Source organism: Streptomyces sp. NBC_01808, assembly GCF_035917395.1.
Taxonomy (GTDB): Bacteria; Actinomycetota; Actinomycetes; order Streptomycetales; family Streptomycetaceae; genus Streptomyces.
Map to the genome: position 1 here is coordinate 2,083,684 of NZ_CP109072.1, position 14,198 is coordinate 2,097,881.

Below are 14,198 nucleotides of genomic sequence, written 5' to 3' on the forward strand. Positions count from 1 at the left end.
CGTGCCCCAACGCATCCTGCACACCGCCGACGCCGAGGACGCCCCGCTCCGCGCCGCCCTGCGCCGGCTGCGCGCCGCAGAGGACGTGCCCGCGGAGTTCCCGCCCGAGGTGCTCGCCGAGGCCGACCGCACCGCGAAGGCCCCCCGGCTGCCCGAGCGGGACGCGACCGACATCCCCTTCTACACGGTCGACCCGCCCGGCTCCCGCGATCTGGACCAGGCCCTCCACGTCGCCCGCCGGGGCGGCGGCGGCTTCCGTATCCACTACGCCCTCGCCGACGTCGCCGCCTTCGTGACCCCCGGCGGGGCCCTCGACGCCGAGGCCCACCGCCGCGTGACGACGCTCTACTTCCCCGACACCCGCGTCCCCCTGCACCCCGGGCAGCTCTCCGAGGGCGCCGCCAGCCTGCTGCCCGACCAGACGACCCCCGCGCTGCTCTGGGAGATCGACCTGGACTCCAGCGGTCAGGTCGCCGAGGCCACGGTCGCCCGCGCGCTGGTGCGCAGCCGCGCGCGGCTCGACTACGGCGGCGTCCAGCAGACGATCGACGAGGGCACCGCGGAGGAGCCGGTGGCGCTGCTGCGCGACGTCGGGCTGCTGCGCGAGGAGGTGGAGCGCGAACGCGGCGGGATCTCGCTGGGCGTACCGGAGCAGGAGGTGGTGCGGCGCGACGGCCGCTACACGCTGGAGTACCGCGCCCAGCTGCCCGCGCACAGTTGGAACGCACAGGTGTCCTTGCTCACCGGCATGGCCGCCGCGGACCTGATGCTCGCCTCCGGCACCGGCATCCTGCGTACGCTGCCGCCCGCGCGGCGCGGCGCCCTGACGTATCTGCACCGGATCGCCAGGGCGCTGGACATCGACTGGCCCGAGGGCCTGGACTACCCCGAGCTGCTCCGCTCCCTCAACCCGCAGATGGCCAACCACGCGGCGTTCCTCCAGGACTGCACCACGCTGCTGCACGGCGCCGGGTACACCGTCTTCGACGGCGAGCCGCCGGCGCGGCAGGACGCGGTGCACGCCGCGGTGGCCGACGAGTACGCGCACTGCACGGCGCCGCTGCGGCGGCTGGCCGACCGGTACGCCCTGGAGCTGTGCGTGGCGGCGGCGGCCGGCGAGCCGCCGCCGGAGTGGGTGCGCGAGGCGCTGGGCGGCCTCCCGGAGCTGATGGTGCGGGGCGCACAGCGGGCCGGGCGGCTGGAGCGGGAGTGCGTGGACCTGGTGGAGGCGGCGCTCATGAGCGGGCGGATCGGGGAGGTCTTCGACGGGTACGTGGTGGAGGTGGACGAGCGCCGCCCGACGCGGGGAACGGTGCAGCTCTACGAGCCGGCGGTCATCGGCCGCGTGGACACGGAGGAGTCGGAGGGCGCCCCGGCGTTCCCGGCGGCCGGGGAGGGCGGGGAGGCCGCGGAAGGCACGCAACCGGCCGAGGGCACGGAACGCCCGGAAGGCACGGAACCCTCGGCGCCCGCGGACGGTGAAGCACCCGCTGCCGGTGTGCCGCCCGCCGGCTACGCGGAACCCGCCGACTCCACGGAGCCCGCGGACGGCGCAGAGCCCGCGGACGGCCCCGGGCCCCCTGTCCGCGCCTGGCCCGCCCCCGGCGAGCCGTTGCCGCTCGGCCACCGCGTACGGGTGCGGCTCACGGCGGCGGAGCCCGGGGTGTCCCCGGTGCGCTTCGCGCCCGAGCCCTGAGCGGGCAGCGGCGCACCACCGGGCTCCCCCTCCCTCTCCGTCCGCTCCCCCGCCTCCTCGCGCGCCGCCCGCGCCGCGCGCAGGGCGTCGACCACCGGCTGCGGGTCGTCCGCGTAGAACCGCAGCACCCGCGCCTCCGCCGGCTTCCCCAGCGGCCGTACGAACGCCACCGGCTCCGTCAGCTCGACCGTCACCGACGTCTGCCCCCCGACCGCGAGGTGCGCCGTGCCGTCGTCGTCCAGCCGCAGCAGCCCGCCCCCGTCGGGGAAGCGGCGGTCCACCCGGGCGTTCGCGATCAGCTCGGCCGGTACGGGGATGTCCAGCAGGACCCCGTACCGTACGCGCAGCGAGCCGTCCGCGCCGACGACGTGCGGCCGGACCACGCAGGCCGCCTGGAGCGCGAGGATGAAGTAGATGCCCCAGATGTCGAGGACCAGCACGACGGCGTGCACCACCGGCCAGGGGATGACGAGGGCGAGCGCCACGGTCTCGATGACCGAGACGAAGAGGAAGCCGTAGAACGTGAACGCCTGCCCGGAGGCGTACGGGACGGCGGTGTCGCCGGGGCCGATCCCGTGCTTCGGGCGGCGGGCGAGCCAGCGCAGGGTGGCGGTGAACAGCTTCACCTCGTGCACGGTCAGCTTGCGCACGGCGGCCGGGACGCTGTCCCGTACCGCTTCCAGACCCGCGGCGCGGGGCGCGAGGCCGGCGCCGCGGTGGCGGCGGTAGTCGGCGGCCAGCAGCGTGACCAGGGCCGCGGTGACCAGCAGGACGGCCACCTCGACGGCGAGCTTCACCGGCTCCGGGATGCGGACGCCCGAGGCGAGGCAGAGCACGAGCACCAGCTCACCGGGTACGAGCGAGGCCAGGGCCCAGCGGACCGTACGGCGCAGCGCGTTCACGACGCACTCTCCCCGCGCCGCCGGTCCGCGCGCCCGGCCCCGCCCGCCTCGCCGGCCCCGCCCGTCCGCTCTTCGAGCAGGGCCATCGCCCGGCGCATGACCTCGGCCTGCGCCGGGGGGAAGTCCGCGAAGAACACCTCCGCGAAGGCTTCCCGGCCGTCGTCGCCGTCCTCCGCCGCGGCGGTACCGGCCGCGGCGGGCCCCCCGGTCATCAGCGCCAGCGCCTCTTCCGGCAGGACGGCCACGACGTCCCGCGCCAGCACGTCGACGCGCGGGTCCGTGGCCTCGGCGTCGGCCAGCTCGTCGAGCCGGGCGTAGATCTCGTACGCGCGCGTCATCGCGTCCGGGTCGGCGCTGAGCGCGTGCAGCAGCGCGTCGAGCCAGCCCCGGTGCGCGTCGTCCGCGGTGCTGTCCAGCAGCGCCAGCAGCTCCCGCTCCTTCGCGGCGCTCGCCGGCTCCGGGACGCCGAGCCGGGCGGAGGTGCGGGACATGTCCGCGAACACCGCCGCCAGCTCCGGCGACACCGGGCCCTCGGCGGTCAGCCCGCCGCCCTCCGCGTACCGCAGCAGCTCGGCGAGGCGGGCGCGGCGCTGCCGGATGGCGCCCTCCTGCCGGGCGAGGTCGGCGTCCAGCTCGGCGAGGATCTCGTGCAGCTCCTTGCCGATGTCGTCGGCGAGCGCGTCGCGGACCTCGTCCAGGCTGAGGCCCAGCTCGGTCAGGCGGCGGACGCGGGCCAGCTCGACGGCGTCGCGCAGGGTGTAGACGCGGTAGCCGTTGGCCCGGCGGGCGGGCTCGGGCAGCAGCCCGATGCGGTGGTAATGCCGCACGGTACGGGTCGTGACCCCGGCGAGCGCGGCGAGCTCTCCGATTCGCATGACCTCAGTAGAAACGTTGACGTCGCGACAAGGTCAAGCGACGGGACGGGGCCGCCGGCCGGTCGGGCGGTGCCGCCCGGCTCCCCCGCGTCCGCGCGGGTCATCCGGTCGCCGCGTCCGCGCCGGTCACCGCGTCCGCCGCGGCGCACAGGTCGTCCCACAGCACCCGTACGTGCCGCTCCTCGGTCTCCAGCCCGCCGACCGCGACCCGCAGCAGATAGCGTCCTTCGACCACGGTGTGGGTGACGTACGAGCGCCCGCCCGCGTTGATCCGCTCCAGCACGGCCTTCGTCGCGGCGTTGTCGGCGTCGGTCCCGCGGCCGGTGACGACGTACAGGCACACGAGCGCCAGGCTCCGCGGCACCCCCAGCGCGAAGCGCGGGTCGGCCGCCGCCCACGACTCCAGCTCCGCAGCCAGCCCGACGTGCCGCCGCACGTGGTCCCGTATGCCGGCGAGGCCGAAGCGGCGCAGCACCGTCCACAGCTTCAGCGCACGGAAGCGGCGGCCCAGCGGCAGGTGCCAGTCGCGGTAGTCGACGACGGCGCCGGACTCGCTGGCGGCGTTGCGCAGGTACTCCGGCAGCACGGTCAGGGCGCCGACGAGGGTGGCGGTGTCGCGGGTCCAGAAGAGATTGCAGTCGAAGGCGGTGAGCAGCCACTTGTGCCCGTCGGTGCTGTACGAATCGGCCAGCCCGGCGCCGTCGAAGAGCCCGCGGTGCTCGGGGCAGAACGCGGCGGCGCCGGCCCACGCGGCGTCGACGTGCAGCCAGATGCCGTACTCGGCGCAGACCGCGGCGATCTCGCGCACCGGGTCGACGGCGCCGGTGCCGGTGGTGCCGATCGTGGCGCACACCATCACCGGGCGGCGGCCGGCCGCCAGGTCCTCGCGTACGGCGGCGGCGAGCGCGCCGGGCGCCATCGTCTGGCCGTCGCCGCTGCCGGGCGGCACGATCCGTACCGCGTCAGCCCCCAGCCCCGCGGCGATCGCCGCCTTCTCCAGCGAGGAGTGGGTGTGCGCCGAGACGTACAGCACCTCGCGCCCGTCCCGGCCCGCCGTCCGCCAGGCGCCGCCGGAGGTGCGGTGCAGCGCGGCGAGCAGCGCGACCAGCGAGGACGAGGACGCCGAGTCCTGGATGACACCGCCGCCACCGCCGGCGAAGGTGAACTCGGCGGGCAGTCCGGTGGCGTCGGCGAGCTGGTCGAGCAGGTGCTGCTCCAGCTCCGTACAGGCCGGGGACGTCGACCAGAGCATGCCCTGGGAGCCGAGGCCGGTGGAGAGCATGTCGCCGAGGAGCGAGGCGAGGGAGGCGTTCGCGGGGAAGTACGCGAAGAAGCCGGGGTGCTGCCAGTGCGTGGAGCCGGGCACCACGATGCGGTCCATGTCCGCCAGCACCTCGGTCAGCGGCTCGCCCTCCTCCGGCAGCTTCGCCGGGAGCCGCTCGCGCACCCAGCCGGGCTCGACGCCGGGGAGCACCGGCAGGTCGCCGACGCGGGCGCGGTAGCCGGCGATCCAGTCGACGTAGGCGTGGCCGAGCTCGCGGAACTCTTCTGGGGACAGATCTCGCTGCGACATCCGCGCATCGTAGGCAGCCGCGGAATCCCGCTGGCAAGGGGCGTACGGCATCGCGCACAATGCGACGCATGAGCGGCGAGGGGGGCGGACGGAGCCCCGGGGAGTACGCGCGCTGGACGCGGACGCCGCTCGGCGCGGGCCAGTCCCTGTACCTGATGACGGCGTGCTTCACCGCCCACCGCTACGCGCCGCACGCCCACCACGAGTTCGCCGTCGGGGTGTGCACGGACGGCGCCGAGGTCATCGACTACCGCGGCGAGCGGATCGGGGCCCGGCCCGGCAGCATCGTCGTCCTCGGCCCCGGCGAGGCGCACACCGGCGGCCCGGCGGGCGACGAGGGGTACGCGTACCGCGCGTTCTACCCCTCCATGGCGCTGCTGACCGACGGCGCCTGCACGGACGCGCACTTCGCCGAGCCCGTCATCGACGACCCGCCCCTGGCCGCCGCGCTGCGCGCCGCGCACGTCGCGGTCGACCGCGGCGCCGAGCCGTTGGAGGCGGAGTCGCGGCTGCCGTGGCTGCTCGCGGCGCTGGCCCGCCGGCACGGCCGCGCCCGCCCGGCGGCCACCGCGGCGCTGGGGAGCGGCGTGGCCCGTGCGGTACGGGACCGGCTGGCGGACGAGCTGACGGACCCGCCCTCGCTGGCGGCGATCGGCTGCGACCTCGGGCTCTCCCGGTACCAGGTACTGCGGGCGTTCCGGGACACCATGGGCATGCCCCCGTACGCCTGGCTGGCGCAGCACCGGGTGGAGCGGGCGCGCGGGCTGCTGGAGGCGGGGCACCGGCCGGCGGAGGTGGCGGGGCTGGTGGGGTTCGCGGACCAGGCGCATCTGACGAGGTGGTTCCGGCGGGTGCTGGGGGCGACGCCGGCGGCGTACAGCAGGAGCGTACGGACGTAGCGGCGGCCCGCAACGGCATTCAAGACAGCGGTGCTTCCGCCCCCGGAGGCTGGACGGCATGACTGCACGCGGCTGGGTCCTGTTCCTCCTCATGGGCGTCATCTGGGGAGTCCCGTATCTGATGATCAAGGTGGCGGTGGACGCGGTGTCGCCGTCGGGGGTCGTCTTCGTACGGTGCGCGCTGGGCGCGCTCGTCCTGCTGCCGCTCGCGCTGCGCGGCGGGGGGCTGGTCCGTACCGTACGGACGCACTGGGCGCCGATGCTGGCGTTCGCCTGCATCGAGATCATCGGCCCGTGGTGGACCCTGACCGACGCCGAACGCCAACTGTCCAGCGCCATGGCCGGCCTGCTGATCGCCGCCGTGCCGACGATCGGCGTGATCCTCGCCCGCCTCCTCGGCGACGAGGAGCGCCTGGGCCGCCGCCGCTGGCTGGGCCTCGGTCTTGGCCTGGCGGGCGTCGCGGTGCTGGCGGCGCCGGAGTTGAGCGGCGGCTCGGCGTGGGCGATCACGGAGGTCATGCTCACCGCCCTCGGCTACGCCACCGCCCCGCTGATCATCGCCCGCCGGCTGAAGGACGTACCGACGCTGCAGCTCATCGCGCCCTGCCTGCTGCTGGCCGCGATCGTCTACGCCCCCGCCGGGATCGCCACCTGGCCGGACACGACGCCGTCGGGCAAGGTGCTGGCGTCGCTCGTGGGCCTGGGGGTGCTGTGCACGGCGCTGGCGTTCGTGGTCTTCCTGGAGCTGATCCGCGAGGTGGGACCGACGCGGGCGGTGGTCTTCACGTACATCAACCCGGCGGTCGCGGTCGCGGCGGGCGTCGCGTTCCTCGACGAACCGCTGACGGGCTCCATCGGCGCGGCCTTCGTCCTCATCCTGGCCGGCTCCTTCCTGGCCACCGCTGCCGCGGGCGGGCGCGCGGGCCCGGCCTCGGGCGCGGACCCGGGCGGCGGCGAGGAGACCGTCGCTGCGACTAACATGGGCCGTACGGCGGACGAGCCGGCCGGGCGGTCGCGTCGGTCCCACCCAGGGATCGCCGAGGAACGTCCGGGCTCCACAGGGCAGGGTGGTGGGTAACGCCCACCCGGGGTGACCCGCGGGACAGTGCCACAGAAAACAGACCGCCGGGGGCGCACAGCTCCCGGTAAGGGTGAAACGGCGGTGTAAGAGACCACCAGCGCCCGGGGTGACCCGGGCGGCTAGGTAAACCCCACCCGGAGCAAGGTCAAGAGGGGCCGCGGAAGCGACCCTGCGCGGACGATGGAGGGCGGCCCGCCCGAGTCCGCGGGTAGACCGCACGAGGCCGGTGGCAACACCGGTCCCAGATGGATGACCGCCTCCCCGGCGGCCGCAAGGCCCTCGGGAGACAGAACCCGGCGTACAGGCCGACTCGTCCGCCTTTACGGCCCTGACCTGGGTGTTTACCAGGATCAGGGCCGCTTTCCACACCAAGATACGTAACGTCTCTACCTGCGGTTTCCCGGGAGTTCCCGCGCGTTTGTGTAATGGATGTGTAACGCGATCTCGGTGTCGGGGCAGCGGTGAGGCTGGAGGATAGCTGGACAGCGGTGAGAACCGCCACGGGGCTACTCCCCGAGCCCGAACTGGGCCCTCAGCCACGCCGGGTTGAGCTTCAGCGTCTTGTTGTCGGGGAGGAGTTCGAGGACCTGTATTCCGTCCATGTTCAGGAGCTGGGTGAGGACGGCGGCGTAGCCACGGGCCCGGGCCGGCGGCATGCCCGCGGCGGCGGCCACGGCCGTCTGAGGGAGCGTGTTGTTCTCGCAGAGCGCGGCAAGGGCCTGGCGGAGTCTTTCCGGGTCCTGTTTGCGAGGGAGCAGAGCGAGCTGGTCACTGAAGGCCGGCGAGACGAAGAGGTCGTCCAACAGCTGCTCCACCGGCGACTGACCTTGCACGGAGAGCACTGTTCCCTCGGTCTCGGAGGGTTGGGGGGACAGCGCGACCTCAAACAGACCCGCGTCCTGAGGAGCGGACTTCTTCGGGGTACGCCTGGGTTTCGCCGACTGCGTCGTCCCGGTCTTCACGGAGCGGGGTACCGAAGTCGGGTGCAGGCGCGTCGTGTCCAGTTTCCACCAGCGGGGCTCATATGTGTCCGTGAGTTGCCGCCACCCTTGCGGGATGTGCTCGGTCGCGCCGTCCGGCAGGTACGCGAGCACAGGGATCGTGAACTCGGCCGGGTGCACTCCCCCGTGGTAACCGGCGGCACGGTTGGTGTAGCGAGTGTCGGCCGACCACAAGGCGACGATGGGGCCTCCAACCACGCGCGGCCCAGCGAGCACCATCTCCGCCTCGCTTACCAGGGGTTCAGCGCCACCGTCCGGGACCTCGCGGTAGCGTGCGCTGACCGCCTCGGGGGTGGGTACCTTCACGCCCCGGTGCTCCAGTACGTGCCCGTGGTCGCTGGTGATCAGTACGGCCATACCCTGTCGGCGGGCCTCGTCCAGCAGTGGGGTCAGGGCGTCGATGTCGTCGATCGTCCAGTCCCACTCGTCGAGGCGTTCGTCGTTCTTCAGGCCGTCGTCGACGGTGTTGAGGACGATCGCGAGGTGTGACGCGTCGTCCGCCAGCGCCGCTTCCAGGTCGGGCCCGAAGCGTCCACCCGTGTCGGCGGGGCGGAGGTCGTCCTTGTGGAAGACCGCCGCCTTCTGCCCCGACCACAGCCGCAGGGACGGGAATTCACGCTTCTCGGTCTTCTGGTCGCCGCGTTGCAGCCTGGCGGTGAGGAGGGTGGTACGGCTGACGGCGGTGATGGTGGGCAGCGCGGCGGCCATCGCCTGGCGGGTGGGCGGAAGCGTCTTCTCGCCGGTGGGGTCGTACTCGGTCCAGTGCGCCGCGAGTTCCTCGCCGAGCTGTCCCGCGAGCGCGGCGCTCATGCCGTCCACGACGAGCAGCATCAGCCGCCGTTGGGACTTCACCACGGGCTTCGCGACCCGCTCCAGGAAGGTCTCGACCGTCAGCATCGAGCCGGGGCCGGTGCCTGCCGAGGTCCACTCGGCGACCTGTTCGGCGAAGGCCCGGTCCATGCGCCGCCGCGTCTCACGCACGTCAGCGGCGAGCGCCTCGTAGGCTCCGGACAGGGCGGGCTCGGTGTCGCCGCCCGCCTCCAGGTGCTCCAACGCGCGGTCGGCCCAGGAGAGTTCGGCGTTGTAGTGGGCCAGGGCACCCGCGACGGTGTCCGGTGTCCACACGGGTTCGGTAGCCAGCCACTGCACCAGGCGCACGGCCATCCGGGCGCGGCCGATCCGGGTGCGGGCCGTCTCCGCGAGGTGGTGCGCCTGTACCGCGCGCAGCGCCGCGCGGCAGGCGTCGAGATCGCGGCCGGTGATCGCCGACCCCACGGCGGCCAGGCGCGCTTCGAGTCCGGCCGGCAGGTAGCGGCTGTGGCCCATGGCCTCGGTCGCCCCAAGATGCCCGGCGAGCCGTTCGGCGTCCGGGGTGACCTCGGCGAGGAGTTGTGCGTTGCGTGCGACGAGGTTCTCGACGGATTCCCCGTAGCGCCGCATGTCCTCGTCGGGGTGCTCCCGGCCGAGGATGTTCTCCGCTCGACCGCGCGCCCGGAATACCTGGGGGCCGGCTGGGGCGTGGTGCCACAGTGCTGCGGCGACGAGCCCGAACGGCAGGGCGACGGACGGCTCGTCGTGCTCCAGGATGGACAGGAGGACGTCGGCGGTCGGCCCGGCCTGGTCCACCTCGGCGAGGAAGCACCGCAGCCCGGCACGCTCCCCGTCGCGCAGTGCGCGGTAGGCGCGCGGCCCTTCGGAGGAGGTGCGGCTCCACAGCAGCAGGGTGTCGATGTCGAGCGGGGCGGCCTCGTCGAGGAGCAGTCGCCGCCGCGCGAGGGCGGTGAGTGCGTGCGTACGGGACAGGACCTGCCGGTTGAGGCCGGGCCAGCCGCCCGCGGGGGCGGCTTCGAGGAGCGCCTCGGCCACCCCCCAGGTCTCGTCGCTGAGCCTCGGATCGATACCGGAGGCGGTGAATGTCTCGCGGATGAGGTCCCAGTTGTCGACGTGCTGGATGGCGTGCCGGTAGGCGCGGACCAGGATACCGGGGTCGAGTTCGGCGTCCTCCCGGTCGGTGAGCAGGACGAGAAGGGACGGATCCTCCGCCGAGCCAGGCCCAGCGGCGCCCAGGTGGCTGAGCGCCTCCTGGTAAAGGGCGAGCACGGAGGGCGCGGCGGCCACCCGTGCGCGTCGGCCGCCGTTCCAGGGCAGGATCGCCTGCTCCTCCCACGTGGGTGCCGAGCGCAGGAGCACCACCTGGCGAGTCTCGCCGTCCGGCTGCGGTGGCTCTTTGACCAGCGCGCGCTGACCCGCGAGGTAGTTCGCGACAGCGGTGGGCGTGAGGCGGGCGACCCCCGGGCCGGCCTGAGGCATCAGTCGACCACCTTCCACGTGATCTCGATGCCCTTGCCGGGATGCGCCGCCGCCACCTGGTGCAGGGCCTGCTCGACCTCGGCAGCGCTGCCCTGCAGGGAACCCGTACGCGCAGTGGTGTCGACCTTGGGGTGCGAGGTGTCGGTGGTCAGGGGCACCTGGTCCGGGCCGGGCGAGGCCGGAGTGTCGGCCGGTGGTTCGGTCCGCTGCTGTTGCCGCTGGACGGCCAGAGCCTGGGTGATCGCTCGCTGGGCGCGCGGCAGAGAGTCCTGCAGCTTCCTGCTGAACTGATCCTCGCGCGCGTCCTCCTGGAGGGTGGTGAGAGCGTCCATGCCCGTGCCGAGTTCGAGCACGTCCCAGGAGGCGTTCTGCAGGGCGGGCGCCACCACGTCCGCTGTGGTGACGGATGAGCCGAGCCGTTCCGGCGTCAGCTCGCCGAGGCCGAACGCGGCGAGGGCCTCGACGGCCCGCTTGGCCCCGCGTCCCTTCTCGGCGAGCAGCTCCTCGAGCAGGGCCAGCCCGCGGCGTGCGGTGTGCAGGCGGCCGGTGACGGCGGTGTCGTCAAGGCCGAGGAAGTCCGCTCGCCGCTCAAGCTCGGCCACCAGCTCGCGATTGGCCGGCAAGAGCTTGTCGACGTGGGTACGCACCAGATCGGCGAAGGAGTTGACGATCCGCCCGCGTAGCTGCACGGGGGCCTTCTTGCCGAAGATCTTCTCGTAGCGCGCGCGGGCCGTCTCCCAGTCCGGCGCGGAGGGCAGGGGCTGGCGGCGCAACGCCCAGCCGTCCTTGATCTCGCCCAGCTTGAGGTCGGCGACGGGGGCCCCTCCGATGACCCACACCCGGTCTTCCATCTCGCCGTACGCGGCCGCGACGAGCTGCTGGATGTGGGTCGGGAGCCCCATCCGCTGCGGTTCGTCCATCCACGCGGTCAGCAAGCCGTAGCCGATGTCCGCATCCGGGTCGTTCTTCGCGAGCCGGTTGAAGTGCTCACGCCAGTACGTGCCGAGGGTGAAGTAACTCTCCCCCATCGTGCCGAGCTTGAGCGGCTGTGCGACCGTCTCCATCAGCTCCCGCTCTCCGCGCGGCACTACCTCCGCCTTGCCCTCTTTGGCCCGAGCGGCCTCACTGACATAGCCCAGGACGGTGCGCGCCTGGGCGGGCGTGACGGCCTCGGCGCCGAGGTCGGGGTGGCCCGGGTACTGCCAGGCGAGCACCCTGCCCGCGATCTCGCGGATCGCATCGCGCGAGGCGGCGCCCAGTGCGAGCGCGGGCGTCGTCACGCCCGGCTTGGTGGCGATGTGGTCCGAGAAGTCGTCGAGGACGTCCCCCTCCTGCTTCTTCGCCAGGCCGTACGCCTGCCTGAACGCGGCGACGACCCGGTCGCGCAGGGTGTCGGCCTGCGTGGAAAGCAATCCTCGAGCCCGCACACGGTCGTCGGGGCCGAGGTGGGCGGCGAACCGGCTGTCGAAGTCACTGCCGCTGTTCAGGATCCGCTTGATGACCACGTACCGGTTGAAGTCCCCGTACATCGTCGTCGTCATATGGGTGGGCACCCAGGCGAGGGAGTGCTGGACCTCGGGGTGCCGCTCCCAGAAGCCGTTCATCCGGTTCACGTCTTCGCGCGGCCCGTACGCACCCTCGTCCCACGGAAGATCTACGACGAGTCGCCAGGTCTCCGTGTCGGTGGAAGTGAGCGTGGAGTAGGGGGTCTCCTCCCGGTCGGCGATATTGGCGAAGACCACCTCGGTACGGCGCTTGCTGCCCCGCCAGGTGAAGTCGAGGGTGTCGTACGCGTCGAAGCCGCCCTGCCCCTTGGCCGCGGTCAGCGCGAACTCCGAGCGCAACAGCTCGACGGCGGCGTCGTGGCGGTAGCGGGGCTTGTCGAAGGCTTCGCGGCCGTTGCGGACGACGGAGTCGATGTCCACACCGGACAGTTCCAGGCGTACGGTCATCGCCACGCCGTCGCCCGCGAGTTTGATCTCGGGAATCCGGCCCGCCCACTCCTTCAGCTTGTTGATCAGGGCGGGGATCTCGCCGCCGGGAAGGAGCGCCTTGATGGTGCCGGCGTTCAGGGCCAGGAGCCGCTTGACCGTCATGTTCTGGAAGGCGGGCGCGGCGGGCGCGAGGGCGGACAGGACGAGGGTCGACATCAGCCGGTCGTCGTCGGTGAACTGCTTGAGCCGACGGGAGAGGTCACCGTCCTCGACGGCGGCGGGGTCCTGCTGGTACGTCCCGACCTGCTCCTCCGTGACCCGGTGCTGGTCGAGGAGGTAGGGGCGCATCCGGTTGCGGTACAGCCGGTCGGCCTCCTCGAAGACGGCCCGCAGCTCGTCGGTGAACGGCTTGTCGCCGCCACCCGAGATCAGTGCGTAGATGTCGCCGAGCGGCACCAGCTCGCCCACGCGCAGCAGATTGCGGCGGTGGGCGAGGAGTTCACCCATCAGCTTGAGGCCGGTCCGGGAGCGCTGAAGGGCCGAAGACAGGTGGACGAGGGTGTCCATGAAGGCGGGCGAGAAGGGATACGTGAAGCGGAACGCGGTCTCCGTGGCACCCACGTTGTTCCCGTCGCCGCCCAGGAGTTCGTCCCAGAACTTGGCGTTCGTGGACTTCGCCTTCTTGAACGCCTCCTCGATGACCGCTGCCTTCTCGGTCGTGTCCGGTTTGAGGAGGCGCGCGTGGGCGATCTGAGGAAGGTTCCGGTCCTCCAGGCTGATGCGGTCGAACCGGCCCGAGGCGAGCTCCAGGTTGTCGACGATGGCCCGCTGGTAGCGGCCCCCGTCCTCAGCGGATCCGACCAGGTCGCGCAGGTCGCGCTGGCGCGCGATGAACGACACGACGGGGATGGCGCGGCGCTCGTCGCCGCTCTCGACCAGATTCGTGATCTTCGCGGTCTCCCGGGACACGAACTCGGACTCGGATATGCGGGAGGCGAACCACAGGATCAACTCGTCGAGGAAGAGCACGATCCCGTCGTAGTTCAGACTCTTCGCGTGCTGGGCGATCACCGACAGACCCCGGTCGAGGCTGATGAAGCCGCCGTCCTGTTCGACAGCACGCTCCTCGTAGCCGGGAAGCACCTTGGCCGTGTCCTGGGCGAGCCGGGCCCGCAGCTCGCCGGGGGTGGACGGATCGGCGGGGTTGAACTCCTGCCCGACCTCCAGCTCCTCGGCGGCCATCGCCTGGTCGAGAAGCTCAGTGGTCCAGGCGAAGGCGGCCCCGAACTCACCCCATTCGCCGCCATCGCCGTCGCCTCTGGCCTCGGCGGACGCGGCACCCGCCAGGAACTTGATCACGTCCTCGTCGCCGAGCCGCTCCCGCATGGACTGCAGGTCGCGGAACATGGCATCGGTTCGGTACACCCGCGGGATCGGCGCGCCGGGCTCCAACTCCTTGATCCGCTTGACGTATCCGCCGAGGATCCGCTGCTCCATGGACTTCGCGTCCAGCATGTGCACCGGCACCATCAGGAACCGTCGGTCACCGCCCTGCAGCCACCCGTTCTTCGCAAACACCGGGTCGAAATCGGTCCTGCCGCGAGCTGCCGGCGCCTGGTTGAGCAGGGCGTGCAGTACGGCCATGAAGTGCGACTTGCCGGCACCGAACGAGGCGTGCAGATACGCGGCCTTCGAGGAGTGGCTGTCGACGGCCGCCTTGATGATGCCGAGGGCCTCGTTGAAGTGCTTCACGAGGTCGTCGGTGACGACGTACTCGGCCAGGGCCTTCGCCACGCCGTCGGGGGTGGTGGCGTCGGCGAGCTGCAGGACGTAGTCGGAGCTGGACACCTCCGGCTTGATGTTGATCAGCTCGCGGAGGAGGGGGGTGCCGGGGTTGCCGTTCGCGGGGTTCGCTGCCATGTCTGCT

The 14,198-nt window shown here is 72.7% G+C and carries 6 protein-coding genes, 1 other RNA gene and 1 pseudogene; 4 read left to right on the top strand and 4 right to left on the bottom strand.

Translation table 11 applies throughout. The annotated features are described in order from the left end of the window. The first annotated feature begins 1 nt into the window (after position 1). Complete coding sequence (locus OG946_RS08840) at positions 2-1,696, top strand: RNB domain-containing ribonuclease (protein ID WP_326795576.1); 1,695 nt, start codon at positions 2-4, stop codon at positions 1,694-1,696. An 898-nt stretch (positions 1,697-2,594) separates the two neighbouring features. On the opposite strand, the gene OG946_RS08845 is transcribed toward OG946_RS08840, so the two are convergent. Both OG946_RS08845 and OG946_RS08850 read right to left on the bottom strand, forming a co-directional pair. Next, on the bottom strand, positions 2,595-3,473 hold the full coding sequence (locus tag OG946_RS08845; RefSeq protein ID WP_326795577.1) for a MerR family transcriptional regulator: 879 nt from the start codon (positions 3,471-3,473) through the stop codon (positions 2,595-2,597). Positions 3,474-3,573: 100 nt separating this feature from the next. Next, entirely contained in the window at positions 3,574-5,046 is a 1,473-nt protein-coding gene (locus OG946_RS08850; RefSeq protein ID WP_326795578.1) for a pyridoxal-dependent decarboxylase, read from the bottom strand. Between the two features lie 68 nt (positions 5,047-5,114). On the opposite strand from OG946_RS08850, the gene OG946_RS08855 reads away from it, so the two are divergent. The 3 genes and pseudogenes from OG946_RS08855 (at position 5,115) to rnpB (ending at position 7,343) form a co-directional block, all read left to right on the top strand. Continuing rightward, positions 5,115-5,945, top strand: coding sequence for a helix-turn-helix domain-containing protein (locus OG946_RS08855; RefSeq protein ID WP_326795579.1), 831 nt, complete (start codon positions 5,115-5,117; stop codon positions 5,943-5,945). A gap of 121 nt (positions 5,946-6,066) precedes the next feature. Then, a pseudogene (locus OG946_RS36050) lies at positions 6,067-6,783 on the top strand (DMT family transporter); the annotation flags it as partial. Positions 6,784-6,941: 158 nt separating this feature from the next. Continuing rightward, positions 6,942-7,343, top strand: an RNA gene (rnpB, locus tag OG946_RS08865) — RNase P RNA component class A. Positions 7,344-7,532: 189 nt separating this feature from the next. On the opposite strand, the gene pglZ is transcribed toward rnpB, so the two are convergent. After that, a complete protein-coding gene (pglZ, locus tag OG946_RS08870; protein WP_326795581.1) occupies positions 7,533-10,337 on the bottom strand; it encodes a BREX-2 system phosphatase PglZ in 2,805 nt (934 codons plus the stop codon). Continuing rightward, positions 10,337-14,191, bottom strand: a complete 3,855-nt coding sequence (gene pglY, locus OG946_RS08875; protein ID WP_326795582.1) for a BREX-2 system ATPase PglY — start codon at positions 14,189-14,191, stop codon at positions 10,337-10,339. The genes pglZ and pglY overlap by 1 nt, the downstream gene beginning before the upstream one ends. Positions 14,192-14,198: the final 7 nt, after the last annotated feature.